General features: G+C 66.5%; 23 protein-coding genes and 1 pseudogene. 15 read left to right on the top strand and 9 right to left on the bottom strand.

All coding sequences use genetic code 11. The annotated features are described in order from the left end of the window. Nucleotides 1–1,133 (bottom strand): M56 family metallopeptidase (locus NV401_RS17420; RefSeq protein ID WP_261295728.1); only part of this gene is annotated, 1,133 nt, incomplete at its 3' end. Further along, a complete protein-coding gene (locus tag NV401_RS17415; RefSeq protein WP_261295727.1) occupies nt 1,130–1,498 on the bottom strand; it encodes a BlaI/MecI/CopY family transcriptional regulator in 369 nt (122 codons plus the stop codon). The genes NV401_RS17415 and NV401_RS17420, both read right to left, overlap by 4 nt. Before the next feature lie 175 nt (nt 1,499–1,673). Here NV401_RS17415 and NV401_RS17410 point away from each other — a divergent pair, with 175 nt between their 5' ends. The 14 genes from NV401_RS17410 (at nt 1,674) to NV401_RS17345 (ending at nt 13,278) form a co-directional block, all read left to right on the top strand. Then, nucleotides 1,674–2,588: an SMP-30/gluconolactonase/LRE family protein gene (locus tag NV401_RS17410; RefSeq protein WP_261295726.1), complete on the top strand. Its 915-nt coding sequence runs from the start codon at nt 1,674–1,676 to the stop codon at nt 2,586–2,588. Between the two features lie 230 nt (nt 2,589–2,818). Continuing rightward, complete coding sequence (locus NV401_RS17405; RefSeq protein WP_261295725.1) at nt 2,819–3,526, top strand: CoA transferase subunit A; 708 nt, start codon at nt 2,819–2,821, stop codon at nt 3,524–3,526. Nucleotides 3,527–3,696: 170 nt separating this feature from the next. Beyond that, complete coding sequence (locus tag NV401_RS17400) at nt 3,697–4,455, top strand: HAD family acid phosphatase (RefSeq protein ID WP_261295724.1); 759 nt, start codon at nt 3,697–3,699, stop codon at nt 4,453–4,455. A 1-nt stretch (nt 4,456) separates the two neighbouring features. After that, the gene (locus NV401_RS17395; RefSeq protein ID WP_261295723.1) at nt 4,457–5,092 is read left to right on the top strand and encodes a CoA transferase subunit B; all 636 of its coding nucleotides are present in this window, start codon (nt 4,457–4,459) and stop codon (nt 5,090–5,092) included. Between the two features lie 141 nt (nt 5,093–5,233). Further along, entirely contained in the window at nt 5,234–5,920 is a 687-nt protein-coding gene (locus tag NV401_RS17390) for a glutathione S-transferase family protein (RefSeq protein WP_261295722.1), read from the top strand. After that, on the top strand, nt 5,920–6,876 hold the full coding sequence (locus tag NV401_RS17385; RefSeq protein WP_261295721.1) for an NAD-dependent epimerase/dehydratase family protein: 957 nt from the start codon (nt 5,920–5,922) through the stop codon (nt 6,874–6,876). Before NV401_RS17390 ends, NV401_RS17385 begins: the two co-directional genes overlap by 1 nt. Before the next feature lie 167 nt (nt 6,877–7,043). Then, nucleotides 7,044–8,483 carry a 3-isopropylmalate dehydratase large subunit gene (gene leuC / locus NV401_RS17380; RefSeq protein ID WP_261295720.1) on the top strand — a complete coding sequence of 480 codons (1,440 nt, stop codon included), beginning with the start codon at nt 7,044–7,046 and terminating at the stop codon, nt 8,481–8,483. Continuing rightward, nucleotides 8,480–8,605 carry a hypothetical protein gene (locus NV401_RS17375; RefSeq protein ID WP_261295719.1) on the top strand — a complete coding sequence of 42 codons (126 nt, stop codon included), beginning with the start codon at nt 8,480–8,482 and terminating at the stop codon, nt 8,603–8,605. The genes leuC and NV401_RS17375 overlap by 4 nt, the downstream gene beginning before the upstream one ends. Before the next feature lie 28 nt (nt 8,606–8,633). Beyond that, the gene (leuD, locus tag NV401_RS17370) at nt 8,634–9,263 is read left to right on the top strand and encodes a 3-isopropylmalate dehydratase small subunit (RefSeq protein WP_261295718.1); all 630 of its coding nucleotides are present in this window, start codon (nt 8,634–8,636) and stop codon (nt 9,261–9,263) included. Beyond that, nucleotides 9,226–10,227, top strand: coding sequence for an NADPH:quinone oxidoreductase family protein (locus NV401_RS17365; protein WP_261295717.1), 1,002 nt, complete (start codon nt 9,226–9,228; stop codon nt 10,225–10,227). The genes leuD and NV401_RS17365 overlap by 38 nt, the downstream gene beginning before the upstream one ends. A gap of 110 nt (nt 10,228–10,337) precedes the next feature. Beyond that, nucleotides 10,338–10,661 (top strand): DUF1476 domain-containing protein, encoded by a 324-nt coding sequence (locus NV401_RS17360; RefSeq protein ID WP_261295716.1) that lies wholly within the window; start codon nt 10,338–10,340, stop codon nt 10,659–10,661. A gap of 4 nt (nt 10,662–10,665) precedes the next feature. Next, nucleotides 10,666–10,899 carry a BolA/IbaG family iron-sulfur metabolism protein gene (locus NV401_RS17355; RefSeq protein ID WP_261295715.1) on the top strand — a complete coding sequence of 78 codons (234 nt, stop codon included), beginning with the start codon at nt 10,666–10,668 and terminating at the stop codon, nt 10,897–10,899. 12 nt (nt 10,900–10,911) lie between these two features. Further along, nucleotides 10,912–11,253 carry a Grx4 family monothiol glutaredoxin gene (gene grxD, locus NV401_RS17350; RefSeq protein ID WP_261295714.1) on the top strand — a complete coding sequence of 114 codons (342 nt, stop codon included), beginning with the start codon at nt 10,912–10,914 and terminating at the stop codon, nt 11,251–11,253. Nucleotides 11,254–11,628: 375 nt separating this feature from the next. Continuing rightward, nucleotides 11,629–13,278, top strand: coding sequence for a thiamine pyrophosphate-binding protein (locus NV401_RS17345; protein ID WP_261295713.1), 1,650 nt, complete (start codon nt 11,629–11,631; stop codon nt 13,276–13,278). Nucleotides 13,279–13,281: 3 nt separating this feature from the next. On the opposite strand, the gene NV401_RS17340 is transcribed toward NV401_RS17345, so the two are convergent. The 7 genes from NV401_RS17340 to sdhC form a co-directional block, all read right to left on the bottom strand. Beyond that, on the bottom strand, nt 13,282–14,154 hold the full coding sequence (locus NV401_RS17340) for a glycoside hydrolase (protein WP_261295712.1): 873 nt from the start codon (nt 14,152–14,154) through the stop codon (nt 13,282–13,284). Between the two features lie 200 nt (nt 14,155–14,354). Further along, the gene (locus tag NV401_RS17335) at nt 14,355–14,522 is read right to left on the bottom strand and encodes a type II toxin-antitoxin system HicA family toxin (RefSeq protein ID WP_261295730.1); all 168 of its coding nucleotides are present in this window, start codon (nt 14,520–14,522) and stop codon (nt 14,355–14,357) included. 32 nt (nt 14,523–14,554) lie between these two features. Then, nucleotides 14,555–14,803: a DUF1902 domain-containing protein gene (locus NV401_RS17330; RefSeq protein ID WP_261295711.1), complete on the bottom strand. Its 249-nt coding sequence runs from the start codon at nt 14,801–14,803 to the stop codon at nt 14,555–14,557. Nucleotides 14,804–14,890: 87 nt separating this feature from the next. Beyond that, nucleotides 14,891–15,502 carry an SLATT domain-containing protein gene (locus NV401_RS17325; protein WP_261295729.1) on the bottom strand — a complete coding sequence of 204 codons (612 nt, stop codon included), beginning with the start codon at nt 15,500–15,502 and terminating at the stop codon, nt 14,891–14,893. 2 nt (nt 15,503–15,504) lie between these two features. Beyond that, on the bottom strand, nt 15,505–17,307 hold the full coding sequence (sdhA, locus tag NV401_RS17320; RefSeq protein WP_261295710.1) for a succinate dehydrogenase flavoprotein subunit: 1,803 nt from the start codon (nt 17,305–17,307) through the stop codon (nt 15,505–15,507). Next, nucleotides 17,307–17,693, bottom strand: a complete 387-nt coding sequence (gene sdhD, locus NV401_RS17315; protein WP_261295709.1) for a succinate dehydrogenase, hydrophobic membrane anchor protein — start codon at nt 17,691–17,693, stop codon at nt 17,307–17,309. Before sdhD ends, sdhA begins: the two co-directional genes overlap by 1 nt. Before the next feature lie 2 nt (nt 17,694–17,695). Continuing rightward, a complete protein-coding gene (gene sdhC / locus NV401_RS17310) occupies nt 17,696–18,100 on the bottom strand; it encodes a succinate dehydrogenase, cytochrome b556 subunit (RefSeq protein ID WP_261295708.1) in 405 nt (134 codons plus the stop codon). Nucleotides 18,101–18,289: 189 nt separating this feature from the next. On the opposite strand from sdhC, the pseudogene NV401_RS17305 reads away from it, so the two are divergent. Beyond that, nucleotides 18,290–19,123, top strand: a pseudogene (locus NV401_RS17305) (methyl-accepting chemotaxis protein); the annotation flags it as partial.

Below are 19,123 nucleotides of genomic sequence, written 5' to 3'. Positions count from 1 at the left end.
GGCGCGGGCACGGCGGCCTGCGCCGCGCCGGCCGGGGCGGCGATCGGCGCGGGCGGTGCCGGCGGCACGACATTGAGCGCCGCCAGATTGACGCCGGTCGACTGCGCGACGCGCTGGCGCACACTGTCCGCCGCCCGCGTGCCGGAGGCGGTCAGCCCGAGCCCCACGATCGTCAGTGCGGTGACGGCGGCCGCGCCGCCCATCAGGCGGGTGCGGCTGGTCTTGTCGGTGGTCAGCATCCTCAGTCTCCCTTTCAGATCGTTGATCGTGTGCAGATGGCAGGCGGCGGACACGGCGCCGCCATGCGCGGATTTGACGATCGCCCGGCCATAGGCATGGCGCAGCGCCTGGGCGCGGCCGGCGAGCACCAGCGCGTCGCAGGCCATTTCCTGATCGGCGCGGAACGCGCGGAAGGCGCGCCAGGCGATCGGATTGAACCAGTGGATCGCGAGCACGAAGAGCGCCGCCCAATTGGCGATCAGATCGCCGCGCAGATGGTGGCCAAGCTCGTGCGCGAGCGCGAGATCGCGCTCGATCTCGTCATACCGTTCGGTGAAGTCGCGCGGAAAGGCGACATATTTGCGCCAGATGCCGAAGGCGAGCGGGCCGTGCGCGGCATCGGTTTCGATCACCCGCACGCGGCCGCCGGCAACCGTGCGGTCGACCCGCGCGCGGGCGAGCAGATGCCGGCAGAAACGGCGGTGCGCGATCAGGTGATAGAAGAGAAAGGCCAGCGCGCCGATCGCCCACAGCGCGAGCAGCAGCACGAGCAGGTTGGGCTCGCCCGCGGCCTGGGTCGGTGGCACCAGTGCTGCCGCGGCGTGATGGCCGGCGACGGTCAGATCGACCCGGGTGACGATCGCGGGATCGAGATCGGCGGGCAATGCGGCGGGGTTGAGCACGCCCATCACCATGCCCGGCGCCGCCTGTGCCTTCTCCGTCAGCGGCGCGATCAGCCGGCTGATGCCCCAATCGCCGGGCAGCGACGGCAGGAACAACCGGATCACCGGCATCGACCACAAGGCATAGGCGATGTGCGGGCCGAATGCCTGGCGGACGGGTTTGCGGATCGCCAGCACCAGCAGCATCAGCAGCGTGGTGGCGACCAGCGTCTCGATGCCCCAGCCGATCACGACTTGAGCGCCTTGAGCAACGCCTCGATCTCGGCGATGTCGCTATCGGTGAGCTCGTCGCGCTCGGCCAGATGCGCGACCAGCGGGGTCAGCTTGCCGCCGAACAGCCGGTCCATCAGCTTCTTCGATTCGCCCGCGACATAATCGCCGCGTTCGACCAGCGGGCGATACAGATAGCGCCGCCCCTCCTCCTGATGGCCGATGATATTCTTGGCGAGCAGCCGGCCGAGCAGCGTCTTCACCGTGTTCGCGCTCCAGTCACGCCCTGCCGGGATACGCTCGCCGACATCCTGCGCGGACAGCGGGCTCTCGTCCCACAGCACTTCCATCACGGCATGCTCCGCGTCGCTGATCCGTTCGGCCATATCGAGTCGCTCCGCTGATGACTACGCATGTAATCGTCTCGATTACGGATGTAGTCAATAGCCTTGCTGGGCATCCGTCTCGCCGCCTCCCCCGGCCTGCGCCGGGTTGGCGGCACCGCTATGGGCTTGAGCGTTCCTGAACGCCGTGTACGCTCCTCAAAAACAGGAGAGGCACGTGACAGACTTCACCACTATCGCCAGCGGCCTGCGCTTCCCCGAAGGCCCGGTGGCGATGCCGGACGGCAGCATCCTTCTGGTCGAGATCGAGGCGGGCCGCATCACGCGCGTCCTGCCCGACGGCACCACACGCACCGTCGCTGAACCCGGCGGCGGCCCCAACGGGCTGGCGATCGGTCCGGACGGCAAGCTCTATTGCTGCAACAATGGCGGCTTCCACTATCACGACCATCACGGCCTGCTGATCCCCGGCGGCCAGCCCGACGATTATTCCGGCGGGCGGATCGAGCGCATCGATCTGGATACCGGCGCGGTCGAGATCCTCTACAAGAGCGGCGATTTCGGCTGCACGCTGCGCGGCCCCAACGACATCGTGTTCGACGCGCATGGCGGCTTCTGGTTCACCGATCACGGCAAGACCCGCCCGAGGGAGCGCGACGTGACCGGCATCTTCTATGCCAGGGCCGATGGCTCGCGGCTCGAGGAAGTGATCTTCCCGAGCGAGAACCCCAACGGCATCGGCCTGTCACCCGACGGCGGCACCCTGTACGCGGCGGAAACCTATACCTGCCGGCTGATGGCGTTCCGCGTCACCGCGCCGGGCAAGGTCGATCAGACCGCCGGCCTGGGCGGCGCGGGCACCCCGTTATATCGCCCGGCGGGCTATAAGTTCTTCGATTCGCTGGGCATCGAGGAAAGCGGCAATATCTGCGTCGCGACGATCGGCGAGAGCGGCATCTCGGTGATCTCGCCGGCCGGCGATCTGGTCGAGTTCGTTGCCACCGACGATCCGTTCACCACCAATATCTGCTGGGGCGGCGCGGACATGCGGGACGCGTATATCACGCTGTCCGGCACCGGCCGGCTGGTCAGGACGCGCTGGCCGCGCGCCGGATTGCGACTGGCCTATTAAGGCTGGCGGCGCACCCGCCCCACCCCCGTCATCCTGAACTCGTTTCAGGATCCATTCTGCCGGCAGGACAACGCCCGCGCCTCTGGTCCTGAACTGAGCCGCCCGATGGATCCTGAAACGAGTTCAGGATGACGGCGGTAAACGGCCATGAAACCGGGCGCAGCAGGGAGGCGATTGACCCAAACCCCGCCGCCCGCCTATTCGCTCGCCACCACCGGAGGAACAGCGCCATGAAGAAGATCTTTCCCGATGCCGCCGCGGCGCTCGACGGTCTCCTGTTCGACGGCATGACGATCTGCGCCGGCGGCTTTGGCCTGAGCGGCATTCCCGAGCGGCTGATCGATGCGCTGCAGGCCGCCGGCACCCGGGACCTGACGATCGCCAGCAACAATGCCGGGATCGACGGCCAGGGCCTCGGCAAATTGCTCCGCGCACGCCAGGTGAAGAAGATGATCTCCTCCTATGTCGGCGAGAACAAGGAATTCGAGCGGCAATATCTGAGCGGCGAGCTCGAGGTCGAATTCTGCCCGCAGGGCACGCTGGCCGAGCGCTGCCGCGCTGGCGGTGCGGGCATTCCCGGCTTCTACACCAAGACCGGCGTCGGCACGCTCGTCGCCGAGGGCAAGGAAGCGAAGATGTTCGACGGCGAGGAATATATCCTCGAACGCGGCATTCGCGCCGATCTCGCGATCATCAAGGGCTGGAAGGCGGACGAGAGCGGCAATTTGATCTTCCGCAAGACCGCACGCAATTTCAACGCGCCGATGGCGACCGCCGGCAAGGTGTGCGTCGCAGAGGTCGAGGAGATCGTGCCGGTGGGGTCGCTCGATCCGGACTGTATCCACCTGCCCGGCGTCTATGTGCAGCGGCTGATCCTGGGCAGCCCGTACGACAAGAAGATCGAATTCCGCACCGTGCGCGAGCGGGCGGCGGCGTGAGCTTGCGTGCCGACCCGTGCTCCTGCGCAGGCAGGAGCCCAGGGTACCGGGCGTCGCACGTGCGGCTCTGGGCTCCTGCTTTCGCAGGAGCACTGGCGTTGGCCGGATGCGCGCCGCAGTGGAACTCGTTCGTACCGCCCCCGCCGCCGGCCCCCACCGTCCCCCCCGGCATGCAATATCTCTACGGCTCGGGCGAAGCCGCCGCGCTCTCGGTCCAGGCGTGGCGCAATCTCGTCGCCTATGCCGCGACGCAGGTCCGCGCGACGCCGGCCACGAGCGCCGTGCTCGCCCCCGGCGCGACGCTGGCCGCCCCGGCCTGGACGCCGTGCGGCAGCAAGCCCAAGGCCGCGGTGTTCGACGTCGATGAGACGGTGCTGCTCAACCTCGGCTTCGAGGCCAATGATGCCGCGCACCCCGCCCCCTATGACGAGGCGCGCTGGCAAAGCTGGGAACGTACCGGCACCGCGCAGGTCGCCGCCGTGCCGGGCGCCGCGCAAGCGCTGACCGACTTGCGCGCGATGGGCGTCACCGTCGTGTTCAACACCAACCGTTCCGCCGCCAATGCCGACGCCACCGCCGCGGCGATCGCCGGCGCCGGGCTCGGCCCGGCGGTGCATGGCGAGACGCTGTTCCTGTCCGGCGACGATGCCAGCGGCAGCAAGAAGGATGGCCGCCGCGCGACGATCGCCGCCAGATATTGCGTGATCGCACTGGGCGGCGACCAGCTCGGCGATTTCAGCGACCTGTTCAACGCCGGGCTCACGCCGCCGGCACGCCGCGCCGCGACGCTTGCGCCTGCGATCGCGGCCAAATGGGGCAATGGCTGGTTCGTCCTGCCCAACCCGGTCTATGGCAGCGGCCTCAAGGGCAGCCTGGACGACGTCTTCCCGCTCGACAAACGCTGGGCCCCGCCCCTGCCGGAGAAATAACATGCCCTGGACCCGTGACGAAATGGCCGCGCGCGCCGCGCAGGAATTGCAGGACGGCTTCTACGTCAATCTCGGCATCGGCATCCCGACGCTCGTCGCCAACCATATCCCGCCCGGCGTCGAAGTGACGCTGCAATCGGAAAACGGCATGCTCGGCATCGGGCCCTTCCCCTACGAGGGCGAGGAGGATGCCGATCTGATCAATGCCGGCAAGCAGACGATCAGCGAGCTGCCGCAATCCTCCTATTTCGGCTCCGACCAGAGCTTCGCGATGATCCGCGGCGGGCATATCGACCTGACCGTATTGGGCGCGATGGAGGTCAGCGAGAAAGGCGACATCGCCAACTGGATGATCCCGGGCAAGATGATCAAGGGCATGGGCGGGGCGATGGATCTCGTCGCCGGCGTCAAGAAGATCATCGTCGTGATGGAGCACAATTCCAAGGCCGGCGATCCCAAATTCATCCCCGAGTGCACGCTGCCGCTGACCGGGAAGAACGTGGTCGACATGGTGATCACAGAATTGTGCGTGCTGGCGCGGCCGGATCATGACAGCCCGTTCAAACTGATCGAATGCGCGCCCGGCGTGACGCCCGAGGATGTCGCGGCCAAGACGACGGGCCATTATGTGAGCTGATGTTCCCCTTACGCGCCGTCATCCCGGACTTGATCCGGGATCCAACGGGCGGCTGGGGACGGGAAGCGTAATCGGGCGCTGCACCCGCGGCACCATGGATCCCGGATCAAGCCCGGGATGACGGTTGGGGAGAGGGAACCGATGACGCTCACGCTGATCACCGCCAACCGCAACTACAGCAGCTGGTCGCTGCGCCCCTGGGTGCTGATGAGGGCGCTCGACATTCCGTTCGACGAGCGCATCGAGCCGTTCGCCGCGCCGGACAATTACGACGCCTTCCGCGCCTTCTCCCCCACCGGGCAGGTGCCGGTGCTGATCGACGGCGAGCGCACGATCTGGGATTCGCTCGGCATCGTCCTGTATCTCGCCGAGCGTTTCCCCGGCGTCTGGCCGGCGGACGAAGCCGCCCGCGCCTGGGCGATGTCCGCCACGTGCGAGATGCATGGCGGGTTCGCCGCACTGCGCAACGACTGCACGATGAACGTCGGCGTGCGCGTCCAGCCCCGCCCCGCCTTCCCCGCGCTCGAGCGCAACGTCGCGCGGCTGGCTGAATTATGGGCCGAGGGGCTCGATCGCTTCGGCGGCCCGTGGCTTGCCGGGCCCGATTTCACCGCGGTCGACGCTTTCTATGCGCCGGTGGCGTTCCGCGTGCGAACGTACGGGCTCGACGTGGGCAGCGCCGGCCGGGCCTGGGTCGAGCGGATGCTGGATCACCCGGCGATGCGCGACTGGCAGGCGACGGCGCTGACCGAAGCGTGGCGCGAGGAAAGCCATGAGGCCGAGCTCGCCGAGGCCGGCACGATCACCGCGGATCACCGCGCCGGCTGATGCGCGTCCTGCTGACCGGCGCGAGCGGCTGGCTGGGTCGCTTCCTCGCCCCCCGGCTGCGCGCCGCGGGGCATCAGGTGACCGGGCTGGACGTCGCGCCGGGGGCGGACACCGACGTGATCGGCAGCGTCGCCGATCGCGCGCTGATCGACCGCCTGTTCGGCGCGTGCGGGATCGAGGCGGTGATCCACGCCGGCGCGCTGCACAAGCCGGATATCGTGCGCTATCCGCGCCAGGCGTTCATCGACGTCAACAGCAGCGGCACGCTCAACCTGCTCGAGGCGGCGGTCGCGCACAAAGTCAGCCGGTTCGTCTTCACCTCGACCACCTCGCTGATGATCTCCAGCGCGATCCGCGAGGGCCGTGGCGACGAGGCGGCGTGGATAGACGAGACGCTCGCCCCGCTCGAGCCGCGCAACATCTACGGCGTGACCAAGCTCGCCGCCGAGCATCTGTGCCGCCTGATCCATGCCGAGCACGGCCTGCCGACAGTCATCCTGCGCACCGCCCGCTTCTTCCCCGAGGAGGACGACACGCATGCCGAGTTGTCGGGCGAGAACATGAAGGCCAACGAACTGCTTCACCGCCGCCTGACGGTGCAGGATGCCGCCGACGCGCACCTCGTCGCGCTCGATCGTGCACCGGCGATCGGCTTCGGTACCTTCATCGTCTCCGCCGCCACGCCGTTCGCGCGCAGCGATGCCGGCGAACTGAAGCGCGACGCCCGCGCGGTGATCGCCCGGCACTTCCCCGATGCCGCCGCGCTATACGACCGGGCGGGCTGGACGCTCCCCGCCAGCATCGACCGCGTCTACGATGCGTCGCTGGCCGAGCGCGTGCTCGGTTTCCGCTGCGCGACCGGCTTTGCCGACGTGCTCGCCGCGCTGCGCGACGACCGCCCGCCGCCGGCGGCGCATGATCCGGGCTATACCTCGCCTAAGGAGCCCCCTGTGTAACCCCGGCCCTGAGCCGGGGTCCCGCTGCATCTCGGACCGCGAAAAGCGGGACCCCGGGTCGAGCCCGGGGTGACGGGGAGAATATCGGCTCAGCCTTGGCAGACACCGGCGATGCTTGATCGCCACCCTTGCCCTCCCCCCCAATAAGCGTAAAGCGCGCAACTATCATGGCTGATAGACCCCAAACCCTGTACGAAAAGATCTGGGCGGCCCATGTCGTCGAGCGTCGCGACGATGGCACGTGCCTGATCTATATCGATCGTCACCTCGTCCACGAAGTGACCAGCCCGCAAGCGTTCGAGGGGCTGCGCGTCGCCGGCCGCCGGGTGCGCCGGCCCGATCTGACGCTTGCCGTGCCCGATCACAACCTGCCGACCAGCCCGCGGGTCGATGCCGCCGGGCGCGAGCTGCCGATCGCCGACAGGGAAAGCGCCGCGCAGCTCGATGCGCTGCGCCGCAACACCACCGAATTCGGCATCGACTATATCGATGCCACCGCCGCGGCGCAGGGCATCGTCCATGTCGTCGGCCCGGAACAGGGCTTTACGCTGCCCGGCACGACGCTGGTCTGCGGCGACAGCCACACCTCGGCGCACGGCGCGTTGGGCGCGCTGGCATTCGGCATCGGCACATCCGAAGTCGAGCATGTGCTGGCCACGCAGACCCTGCTGCTCACCCCTGCCAAAACGATGGAAATCCGCGTCGACGGCACGCTCGGCTTCGGCGTCTCGGCCAAGGACGTGATCCTCAGCATCATCGGCAAGATCGGCGCGGCCGGCGGCACCGGCCATGTCATCGAATTCACCGGCTCGGTGATCCGCGAACTTTCCATCGAGGGCCGGCTGACGATTGCCAACATGTCGATCGAGGCGGGCGCGCGGTCCGGCCTGATCGCGCCGGACGAGAAGACCTTCGCCTATCTGAAGGACCGCCCGATGGCCCCCAAGGGCGCGGACTGGGATGCCGCCGTCGCCTATTGGCAGACGCTGCCGAGCGATCCCGGCGCGGTCTACGACAAGGTCGTCACGCTGGATGCCGCCGAGATCGCGCCGGCGCTGACCTGGGGCACCAGCCCGGAGGACGTCGTGTCGATCACCGGCAGCGTGCCCGATCCGCAGAGCTTCGCCGACCCGGCCAAGCGCATCGCCGCGCAGAAGTCGCTCGACTATATGGGCCTGACCGCCGGCACCGCGATGCAGGATATCGGCGTCGATTACGTGTTCATCGGCAGCTGCACCAACAGCCGCATCGAGGATATGCGCGCCGCCGCCGCGGTCGCCGACGGCCGCACCGTCGCGCAGGGGGTACGCGCGCTGGTCGTGCCCGGCTCGGGCCTGGTCAAGCGCCAGGCCGAGGCGGAGGGGCTCGACCGCATCTTCCTGGCGGCCGGATTCGAATGGCGCGAGCCCGGTTGCTCGATGTGCCTGGCGATGAACCCCGATAAAGTACCGCCCGGTCTCCGTTGCGCTTCCACCTCGAACCGCAATTTCGTAGGCCGCCAGGGGCCGGGCGCACGTACGCACCTGGTCTCGCCGGCAATGGCCGCCGCCGCCGCGGTAACCGGCCGGTTGAGCGATGTCCGCGACTTGATGGGAACTGAAGTATGAAGCGCGTCTTGATTATGCTCGTCGCCGGTACGCTGATCAGCGGCATCGCCGCCTATACCGCCGCGTCCGCCCGCACCAATGCGGCGGCGAAGACCGCGTCCAGGGCGGCGACACTCCGCTGACGGGCAGCTCATTGAAGGTCGAACACGCATGAACCCGGTCAAACAGGTTTCCGGCCGCGCTTACCCCTGGGGCGCGAAGAACGTCGATACCGATGTGATCATCCCGGCGCACTGGCTGAAGACGATCACCCGCACCGGCCTGGGCAAAGGCGCGTTCGAGACGGTGCGCGCCGATCCCGGCAACATCTTCGATGATCCGCGCTATGCCGGTGCCCCCGTGCTGATCGCCGGCGACAATTTCGGTTGCGGCTCGAGCCGTGAGCACGCCGCCTGGGCGCTTGCCGACATGGGCATCACCGCGGTGCTGGCGCCGAGCTTCTCGGACATCTTCTCCGGCAATGCGTTCAAGAACGGCATCGTCGCCGTCGTGCTGCCGCAGGACGCGATCGACCGCCTCGTTGAAGTCGCCAAGACCGATACCGTCACCGTCGATCTCGAGACGATGACCGTCACCACCCCGTTCCAGGACCGCTTCACCTTCGCGATGGACCCGTTCCGCCGCCAGTGCCTGATGGAAGGGCTGGACGAGATCGGGCTTACGCTGGCAAGAGATACCCAGATTTCGAAATACGAAGCCGGGGTAACAGAACACCGGCCGTTCATGAGCGGAGAACGGGCACATGCGAGCACTCTTGTCGACGGCGCCGGGCGGACCTGAAACTCTAGTCCTGGATGAGCTGCCCGATCCCGTGGCCGGCCCGGGCCAGGTGGTGATCGCGGTCAAGGCCTGTTCGATCAACTTTCCCGACGTGCTGATCATCGAGGACAAATATCAGTTCAAGCCGCAGCGCCCGTTCGCCCCGGGCGGCGAGATCGCCGGATTGGTCGAAAGCCTGGGCGAGGGCGTGACACAGTGGCAGATCGGCGACCGCGTGATCGGCATGTTGGGCCATGGCGGGCTGGTCGAGAAGGTCGTCGCCCCCGCCGACAAGCTCTATGCACTGCCCGAGGGCCGCAGCTTCGCCGAGGGCGCGGCGCTGATCCTCACCTATGGCACGACGATCCACGCGCTGCTCGATCGCGGGCATCTGAAAGAGGGCCAGACGTTGCTTGTGCTGGGCGCCGCCGGCGGTGTCGGCCTGGCGGCGATCGAACTCGGCAAGGCGTTCGGCGCGCGCGTCGTCGCCGCCGTCTCGTCCGAGGAGAAGGCGGCGGTGGCCAGGGACGCCGGCGCCGACGAGACGATCGTCTACGCCCGGGCGCCGTTCGACCGCGACCAGAGCAAGGCGCTGGCCGAACAGTTCAAGGCGGCCGGCGGCAAGACCGGCTATGACGTGATCTACGATCCGGTCGGCGGCGACTATGCCGAGCCGGCGCTGCGCTCGATCGGCTGGGAGGGCCGCTATCTCGTCGTCGGCTTCCCCGCCGGCATCCCCAAGCTGCCGCTCAACCTGACACTGCTGAAGAGCTGCGACGTCTGCGGCGTGTTCTGGGGCGCGTTCGCCGCGCGCGATCCGCAGGCCAATGCCGCGCATATCGATCACCTGTTTCGCCTGTGGGCCGAGGGCAAGATCGCTCCGCGCGTGACCGAGACGTTCGCGTTCGAGGATGGCGGCAAGGCGATCGCCAAGATGGCGGCAAGAGCGGCGATCGGGAAGCTGGTGGTGACGGTGGCGGACTGATCCTCCCCGTGCCGGGGAGGAATGCTTGCCCGGGGCGTTTAGGTTGCGCCTCCGGCTCCCCCGCCCTATCTCCGTCAATCGAGATCAGCCGCGCGAGGGACCCACGCCACATGACCATGTTCGATGACCGCGAGCGCGCGTTCGAGACGAAATATGCCCGCGACGAGGAAATGCAGTTCCGCGTCACCGCGCGCCGCAACCGGTTGCTCGGGCAATGGGCGGCCGAGCAGATGAAGCTCACCGCGGAAGAGACCGACGCCTATGCCAAATCGGTCGTGCAGGCCGATTTCGAGGAAGCCGGCGACGAGGACGTGATCCGCAAGCTGGTCAGCGATCTGACCGCCGCGAGCGTCGAGATCGACGAGGGCGCGGTGCGCCTGGCGATCGACGAGAAGACCGTCGAGGCGCGTCGCCAGCTGATGCAGTCGGAATAAGACGATGGCGATGGCGGCGGCGGAAATCGAGGCGTTGATCGTCGGGGGCATTCCCGACGCGCAGGTGGAGATCACTGATCTCGCCGGCGACGGCGATCATTATGCCGCGCGCGTGACCGCGGAAAGCTTCCGCGGCGTGTCGCGGATCAAGCAGCACCAGGCGGTCTATGCCGCTTTGGGCGGGCGGATGGGCGGCGTGCTCCACGCGCTGCAGCTCACCACCGCCATTCCCGAGTAATTGGAGTTCATCATGTCCGACACGAATAATGATGGGGCACAAGCCCGCATCGCCGCCCTGGTCGCCCAGAGCGATGTCCTGCTGTTCATGAAGGGCAGCCCGCTCTTCCCGCAGTGCGGCTTCAGCAGCCGCGCGATCGCGATCCTCGATCACCTCAACGTCAAATATGACAGCGTCGACGTGTTGCAGGATCAGGGCGTGCGCCAGGGGATCAAGGAATTCTCCGACTGGCCGACCATCCCGCAGCTCTACGTGAAGGGCGAATTCGTCGGCGGATCGGACATCATGATGGAAATGTACGAGAGCGGCGAACTGGCGCAGCTGTTCCAGGAACAGGGCGTGACGGCGGCGTAAGCGCCGCGCTCATTCCACTACCGTGATCCTGAACTTGTTTCAGGATCCATTGGGCTGGCTGGGCAACGCTCACGCCTCTACCGCAGAGCTTAGCTGCGCGATGGATCCTGAATCGCGTTCAGGATGACGTGGTATCGGGGGAAAGCCGGGTGCGGGCGGGTCTGCGCGACACGGAAAGCAACGCAGACCCGCCCTACTGAAGCGTCTGGGACGCTCGGCTGCCTGTACCGTAGCAGACCTCGTGCCAGTTTGCCGGAGGCGCGGAAATCCGCCGATGCGGTGGTTAACGCCGGATCCGACCGTGCCAATCTGTAAGACATTCCGACAGTCGTCCGCCCCTACCCAAGCCCCACCGCCGCGGCTAATGTCGGCGCCATGAACACTCCCCGCACCGGCGGCCGTATCCTGGTCGACCAACTCGTCGCGCAAGGCTGCGATCGCATCTTCACCGTGCCTGGCGAGAGCTTCCTCGCGGTGCTCGACGCGCTGCATGATACGCCGGCGATCGATCTCGTCGTGTGCCGGCAGGAAGGCGGCGTGGGCTTCATGGCGTGCGCCGATGGCGCGCTGACCGGCCGGCCCGGCATCGCCTTCGTCACGCGCGGCCCGGGCGCGACCAACGCCTCGATCGGCGTGCATGTCGCGATGCAGGATTCGCAGCCGATGATCCTGTTCATCGGCGATGTCGATCGCGGCACGAAGGACCGCGAAGCATTCCAGGAGATCGATTTCCCGGCGATGTTCGGGCCGATCGCCAAATGGGCCGCCAAGATCGACGATGCCGCGCGCATCCCGGAATATATCGCGCGCGCTTATGCCACCGCGATGAACGGTCGCCCCGGCCCGGTCGTGCTGGCGCTGCCCGAGGACATGCTGCTGGACGTGGTCGAGGCGATCGATCGCCCGCGCGTCGCCCGCGTCGAGCAGGATGCGCTGATCGAGGCGGCGAGCACCGCCCATGACATGCTCAAAGCGGCCAAGCGGCCGGTGGCGATCATCGGCGGCGCCGGCTGGAGCGGCCACACCGCCGCCGCGGTCGAGGCGTTCGGCACGGGATCGGGCGTGCCCCTGGTCGCCGCGTTCCGCCGCCAGGATGCCGTCGCCAACGATTGCCCGGTCTATGCCGGCAATCTCGGCTATGGCCCCAATCCGAAGCTTGCCGCGCGGGTGCGCGAGGCCGATCTGCTGATCGTGCTTGGCGCGCGGCTGGGCGAAGCGACCACTGACGGCTATACGTTGGTCACGCCCGATCACCCCGGCCAGTCGCTGATCCACGTCCACCCGGATCCGACCGAGCTCAACAGCACGTTCCGCGCCGATCTGTCGATCTGCGCCGATGTCGAGCGCTTCGCCAATCTGATGGAGATGCTGGGTGCCGAGCAGCCGCCGATCGCCGCCGGCGACGACGCGCATGCCGAGTATCTCGCCTGGTCGACCCCTGCCCCGCGCGATCTGACGCTGGATCTCGGCCCCTGCGTCGCGACGATGCGCGAGAAGCTGCCGGCCGATTCGATCATCTGTAACGGCGCCGGCAATTACAGCGGCTGGTGGCATCGCTACTGGCGCTATGCCGGCCCGGGCACGCAGCTCGCGCCGACTGCCGGCGCGATGGGCTATGGCGTTCCCGCCGCCACCGCCGCGGCGCTGCGCCACCCCGACAGCATGGTCGTCGCGCTGGCCGGCGACGGCTGCTTCCTGATGAACGGGCAGGAACTCGCCACCGCGGTCGCGCACGGCGCGGACATGCTCGTGCTGGTGATCGACAATGGCTGGTACGGCACGATCCGCATGCACCAGGAACGCGAATTCCCCGGCCGCGTCACCGGCACCCGGCTGCACAACCCCGATTTCGCCGCGCTCGCCCGCGCCTATGGCTGCTGGGCGGACACGGTCGAGACCACTGCCGACTTCGCCCCCGCGCTCGAGCGCGCGATGGCGGAGAAGGGCGTGCGGCTGCTGCACCTCAAGACCGATGTCGAGGCGATCACCGCCGGCACCACGCTCAGCAAGGTGCGCGGCGGCTGAGCTTCAGCAGACCTCGGCGGTGAACTTGGGCAGCGGCCCCGGCGGCACGCGCGCGGGCGACATGTAGAAGGCGTCCGCCGCCAGGCGATGATCCTTGCCATAGGTTGCCGCCAGCACGCGGTACAGGCGCGGATCGTAGCGGCGGAGATCCCGATCGGACAGGATCACCCGCCGGTCGAACGTGGTCACCTTGTTCGTGTTGAACCAGAATTGCGTGCCCTCGGCCCAATATTCGTCGATGCTGACCGCCGCATATTCGCCCTTCCACATGCCTTTGCCGAGCGCGTGATCGTAAGCCGCCCGAACCCGGGCGAACAGCTTCGGATCCGCGGCCTCGATCGCGTTCAGGATGCTGTGCGAGAATTCGTGCACGAAGATATTCTCGCCATAATAGCGCGAACTCCTCGACCCGAGCAGATTCTCGGTCGCGCCCGACGTCAGCACGCCGCCCATGCCGCGCGCCCGCGCATTCCAGTAGTCGCGGTCGCTGAGCCGCCCGATCCGCGCCTCATAATGTTTCGCCTCGCACACCGTCAGGCGGGGATCGTCCCGCGTCGGCTTTTTCCAGTCGCGCTGTTCGGGCAGATCGACCGTGCCCTCGTCCGGCGCCATCACCGCCACGCGCTGCCCGCGCGCGACCAGCGCCCGCGCGAGTTCAGGCCGATGGGCGAGCATCGCCACAACGATCGCCTGCGCCCTGCGCAATGCTTCGTCCGGCACCCTGGCCGAGGAGACGATCGGGATGCCGGCTGCCTCCAGATAGCGCGTGTAGAACGGATCGAGGTTCAGCGCGGGCGGCGGCGCGGTGACCGGCGCCGGGGCCGCCCCGATCAGGAGCGCGGCAAGGAGGGGGTAGATTTTATACCTGTTTCGCACGACGTCACGCTCATGTTCGAGTGCCCCCTCAGCATGAGCGTGGCCAACAAGGCGAAGCATGGGATCGCCTTCGACGCGGTGCAAGCGCTGTCACGGATAACCGGCGCATCGAGCGCCAATCACAGCCAGCGCGAACGACGTAAGATGGCTGGCAGATCAGTGGGAAGCGGCGGGATCAAGCGTACACGTCCGCTGAGCCCTCAATCGATCTTGTGCTTGATGCCGGCCTGTTTCAGCACCGCGTTCGCCAGATGGCGCGACGGGATATTGCCGTCGACCACAAACCGCGCGCCGGAAATTGGGCTCTGCCACAGCTCGTGATCGCCCTTGCCCTGCCGCACCAGCGTGCAGCCGTGCTCACTGAGGATCGATTTGACCTACCGCGTAAATCCTTCGCCCATCACGCAGAGATCGCATGCAATGCCTCGTGGTGAGCAGTGAGCCGGAAACTATGCGGGCCGGCAAGCCGTGACTTGTCGAGGAATAGATCCGCGTTGAGCGCAAGCAGCTCGGTGATCATTCCCGGCAGCTTGTCTGCAAGCGCCTCCAGCGTATCTGCGCCGGTTGACAGCCCCGGCACGTCGCTATCGGACACGTACCAGCTCTTGGACTCAGCATCATAATCGGCGCGTACTATCCACTGGGCCATGCCCGTTCTCCTCGCGCTTAGGATAGCGAGTGGTGCGCCGCCTTCAAGTCGGGACGGCGCTTACCGATGGCCGCGGCGGGGCCGCATTTACAAGCCGAGCATCGCCGCCAAAAGCCCCCCGATGGCTGCGGCAAGGCCCGCCCCGCCCAAGGCTGCGGTTATTTTCTCCAACGAATTCGAAGGCCTAGTCTGGGAAATTTCGCGCTTGCGCGCGCTTTTGTCGTCGAGTTCACGGAGGTCGTCGAACTCCCACCTGTGGGCATACTTATACTTCGAATAATCACTCTCTGAGTGGTTTATACTGAATTTCTGCAAAAGCGCATTGTATTTCTCTGACGCACTGACCAGATCACTGCTCCCAGAAAAACCGGTAGCTAAGTAATGACGTCTCAATTCATTAATTTCTAGTGCGCATCGGTGCATCTGCTCCGCATCTACTGCATGACGATCGGCGAATAGCTTCATTGATAAAACAAGTATCACAATAGAAGCTATCAAAGTCGCTACGCCAATAATTTTTGTTGACGTTGCGCCAAGATCAAACGCCAATCCCACTATCGACGTGGAGACCACAATAGATGAATAGATTGATATTGAAACATTTCCAAAGCGATCTTTAGCGGAAAGCCGGGTTGCGGCATTGAAACGCGCACCCGCCGTGACTTTCATATCCCAGAGAAGTTTTTCTCCGGGCGTCATGGTCAATAGACCCGCTTCTTCGGCTTGATATACTCAACGTCATCGGTGAGCGTGTAATCGTGCACCGGGCGCAGCCCCAGCGTCGAGCTGCCGCCCTGGCCGCCCCAGCCTTCGAACGTCGCGGTCGAATGCTTCATCCAGTTGGCGTCGTCGCGATCGGGATAATCCTCGTTGACGTGGGCGCCGCGCGATTCCTTGCGATTTGCCGCCGATTCCATCGTCACCACCGCCTGCGCAAGCAGGTTGTCGAGCTCGAGCGTCTCGACCAGATCGGTATTCCAGATCAGCGAGCGATCGACGATCCCGACATCGCCGAGCTTCTGATAGGTCGCGGCGATCTTGGCCTGCCCTTCGGCGAGCAGCGCATTGTCGCGGAACACCGCGCAATGCTTCTGCATCGTGCGCTGCATCTCGAGCCGGATCTCCGCCGTCGGCGAACCGCCCTTGGCGTTGCGGAAGTGATCGAGCCGGCCGAGCGCGAACTCGTCCGCTGCCTTGACCACCGGATCGTGCGCCGTGCCGGGCTTGAGGATATCGGCGATGCGCTTGCCGGTCGCGCGGCCGAACACCACGAGATCGATCAGCGAATTGGAGCCGAGACGATTAGCGCCGTGCACCGAGACGCACGCCGCCTCGCCGACCGCGAACAGGCCGGGCACGACCGAATCCGGATCGCCATCCTTCATCTGCACGACTTCGCCGTGATAATTGGTCGGGATGCCGCCCATGTTATAATGCACCGTCGGCGTCACCGGCAGCGGCTGGCGCGTGAGATCGACGCCGGCGAAAATCTTGCCCGTCTCGGTGATGCCCGGCAGCCGCTCATGCAGCACCTTGGGATCGATATGATCGAGATGCAGCCAGATATGGTCGCCATTCTTGCCGACGCCGCGGCCTTCGCGCATCTCCATCGCCATCGAGCGCGACACGACGTCGCGGCTGGCGAGATCCTTGGCCGAGGGGGCATAGCGCTCCATGAAGCGCTCGCCTTCGGAATTGGTCAGATAGCCGCCCTCGCCACGCGCGCCTTCGGTGATCAGCACGCCGGCGCCGTAGATGCCGGTCGGGTGGAACTGGACGAATTCCATGTCCTGCAGCGCGAGCCCTGCGCGCAGCACCATGGCATTGCCGTCACCGGTGCAGGTATGCGCCGAGGTCGCCGAGAAATAGGTGCGGCCATAGCCGCCGGTCGCCAGCACCACGTTATGCGCGCGGAAGCGGTGGATCGAGCCGTCGTCCATGCACAGAGCGATCACGCCCTTGCACACGCCGTTTTCCATGATCAGGTCGAGCGCGAAATATTCGACGTAGAAATCCGCGTCATACTTCAGGCTCTGCTGGTACAGCGCGTGGAGCATGGCATGGCCGGTACGATCGGCCGCAGCGGCGGTGCGCTGCACCGGCGGTCCTTCGCCCATATTCTGCATATGGCCGCCGAACGGGCGCTGATAGATCGTGCCGTCCTGGTTGCGGCTGAATGGCACGCCGGCATGTTCGAGTTCGTAGACCGCGGCCGGCGCTTCGCGCACCATATATTCGATCGCGTCCTGGTCGCCCAGCCAGTCCGATCCCTTGACGGTATCGAACATGTGCCAGGTCCAGTGATCCGGCGAATTGTTGCCGAGGCTGGCGGCGATGCCGCCCTGCGCCGCGACGGTGTGCGAGCGGGTCGGGAACACCTTGGTGATGCACGCCGTCTTCAACCCGTTCTGCGCGCATTCCATCACCGCGCGAAGGCCCGAGCCCCCCGCGCCGACGACGACGGCGTCATAGACGTGATCGATGATCTTATACGCTTCGGCCATTACTTGGGCACCCCGGTGAACGCGATCTTGAGGATCGAGAAAATGGCGACGCCAGCCGCCGCGACGGTGAAGAAGTTGAGCAGCAGCATCAGCGCGACGCGATTCTCACCATGCTGGTAATCCTCGATCACCACCTGCAGCCCGAGTCGGAAATGGTAGAAGACTGAGGCGATGAGCAGCAGCAGCGGGATCGCCACCCAGGCCGAGGACAGCCACAGCCGGATACTGTCGAAATCATAGCCCGGCGCCTGCGCGATCGCGAGCAGGAACCACAGCATCAGGAACAGGTTGGCCGCCGCAGTCACGCGTTGCTGCCACCAGTGATGCGCGCCTTCATTGGCGCTGCCGAGGCCGCGGACGCGGCCGAGATTGGTGCCGTTGCCCATCGTTACTTCCCCATCGTCACATAGGCCCAGAACAGCACCGTCGCGGTCAGCGAGAAGGCGAAGGTCAGCCAGGCGGTCGTGCGGTTGCCCTTGAGTTCGTAATTCGCGCCGACATCCATCACGAAATGGCGCACGCCCGAGGCCATGTGCTGGAACAGCGAGAGCGTCAGCCCGACGCCGATGACATAGCCGAGCGGCGCCCAATCGCCGGTGAACCACGACATGAAATAGGCGTAGCTTTCCTTGCCCGCGGCCAGCGCCGCAAGCCACCACACCAGGAGCGCGGTGCCGACGGTCGCCATGCCGCTGCCGGTGGCGCGGTGAATGATCGAGACCATCATGTTGATCGGCCAGCGCACGTGCATCAGATGCGGGCTGAGCGGACGGTTGGGTGCTTTGCTGGCCAAAGGGGCAGGTCCTTACGCGGGCCCGGATGCGGGCGTTGCGGGCCGTATTAGTCGGCGCGCGCGTCTATGCAAGCGCTGCGCGCATGTCGCCCCTAACCCCCTCTTAACCTTGTCGCGGCTATGCAGGGCGCCGAACAGGCCAGAAGCCGGTTAGCCGCATACTGGAGTCCCTCCTTGCCCCATACGCAAATGCCCGTCCCCGGAACGATCGCCGCGACGATCGACATGCAGGCGCGGCTGCGCGCCTTCGATGGCGATCGTACGCTCGAAACCGGCGGCCGCGCCGTCTGGGCGATCCTCGAGCCGCATGCCGCCGATCTGGCCCGTGCCTTCTGGAATCAATGGCGCCTGTCCAATCCCGGCGAGCCGGACTGGCAGCCGCACCACGAAACCAAGATGGTCGAACTCGGCATCACCTATCTGCGCAACCGCTTCTGCGACGTCAGCGGGCGCGCCTGGGTCGAATCGATGGAGCGCTCGGTCGCCTCGGGCTATGCCGCCGGCGTCTCGACCATGGCCTTGCTGTCGATGACCTGCGCCAGCGACCGTGCGGCGATGACGGTGCTGCTCAAGGAAGTGCCGCCGGGCGATCCGCGGTTGCCCAGCTTCATCGATACCGTGCTGCGGCTGAGCGGGCTGGAAAGCGACATCACGATGGAGATCTACAGCGCGTTCCGCCAGCATGCGGCGCGGTGCGAGCGCGACCAGCTGGCGAGCGATTTCCGCGACGGCATCGCCACAATGGTCGAGGATGCGACGCAGGAGAGCGCGGTGCTGCGCGGCCAATCGTCGCGCACCTCGAATTCCGCGCGCGGGATGCTCGGCAAGACGAGCGAAGTCGCCGCCGCCGCCGAGCAATCGGCGGTCGCGATGCGCGAGGCGGCACAGACCGCCGCCGGCCTGATCCGCGCGATCGAGGATGCGCGCATCGAGGTCGAGGCGGCCCGCGAGATCGCCACCCGCGCCTCGGGCCAGGCCGGCGTCGCGGTCGGCATGTCGGAAACGCTCAGCGAACATGCCAAA

It is taken from the genome of Sphingomonas hylomeconis (assembly GCF_025370105.1).
GTDB lineage: Bacteria > Pseudomonadota > Alphaproteobacteria > Sphingomonadales > Sphingomonadaceae > Sphingomonas > Sphingomonas hylomeconis.
Note: the sequence above shows the minus strand (reverse complement) of the source record. Positions and strands in the feature narration are given on the sequence as shown.

Bases quoted from the DNA above. Each gene is read 5' to 3' on its own strand.
- NV401_RS17415 (WP_261295727.1), bottom strand. From the start codon at position 1,498: ATGGCCGAACGGATCAGCGACGCGGAGCATGCCGTGATGGAAGTGCTG.
- NV401_RS17405 (WP_261295725.1), top strand. From the start codon at position 2,819: ATGAAGAAGATCTTTCCCGATGCCGCCGCGGCGCTCGACGGTCTCCTG.
- NV401_RS17400 (WP_261295724.1), top strand. From the start codon at position 3,697: ATGCAATATCTCTACGGCTCGGGCGAAGCCGCCGCGCTCTCGGTCCAG.
- NV401_RS17395 (WP_261295723.1), top strand. From the start codon at position 4,457: ATGCCCTGGACCCGTGACGAAATGGCCGCGCGCGCCGCGCAGGAATTG.
- NV401_RS17390 (WP_261295722.1), top strand. From the start codon at position 5,234: ATGACGCTCACGCTGATCACCGCCAACCGCAACTACAGCAGCTGGTCG.
- NV401_RS17385 (WP_261295721.1), top strand. From the start codon at position 5,920: ATGCGCGTCCTGCTGACCGGCGCGAGCGGCTGGCTGGGTCGCTTCCTC.
- leuC (WP_261295720.1), top strand. From the start codon at position 7,044: ATGGCTGATAGACCCCAAACCCTGTACGAAAAGATCTGGGCGGCCCAT.
- NV401_RS17375 (WP_261295719.1), top strand. From the start codon at position 8,480: ATGAAGCGCGTCTTGATTATGCTCGTCGCCGGTACGCTGATCAGCGGC.
- leuD (WP_261295718.1), top strand. From the start codon at position 8,634: ATGAACCCGGTCAAACAGGTTTCCGGCCGCGCTTACCCCTGGGGCGCG.
- NV401_RS17365 (WP_261295717.1), top strand. From the start codon at position 9,226: ATGCGAGCACTCTTGTCGACGGCGCCGGGCGGACCTGAAACTCTAGTC.
- NV401_RS17360 (WP_261295716.1), top strand. From the start codon at position 10,338: ATGACCATGTTCGATGACCGCGAGCGCGCGTTCGAGACGAAATATGCC.
- NV401_RS17355 (WP_261295715.1), top strand. From the start codon at position 10,666: ATGGCGATGGCGGCGGCGGAAATCGAGGCGTTGATCGTCGGGGGCATT.
- grxD (WP_261295714.1), top strand. From the start codon at position 10,912: ATGTCCGACACGAATAATGATGGGGCACAAGCCCGCATCGCCGCCCTG.
- NV401_RS17345 (WP_261295713.1), top strand. From the start codon at position 11,629: ATGAACACTCCCCGCACCGGCGGCCGTATCCTGGTCGACCAACTCGTC.
- NV401_RS17330 (WP_261295711.1), bottom strand. From the start codon at position 14,803: ATGGCCCAGTGGATAGTACGCGCCGATTATGATGCTGAGTCCAAGAGC.
- NV401_RS17325 (WP_261295729.1), bottom strand. From the start codon at position 15,502: ATGACGCCCGGAGAAAAACTTCTCTGGGATATGAAAGTCACGGCGGGT.
- sdhA (WP_261295710.1), bottom strand. From the start codon at position 17,307: ATGGCCGAAGCGTATAAGATCATCGATCACGTCTATGACGCCGTCGTC.
- sdhD (WP_261295709.1), bottom strand. From the start codon at position 17,693: ATGGGCAACGGCACCAATCTCGGCCGCGTCCGCGGCCTCGGCAGCGCC.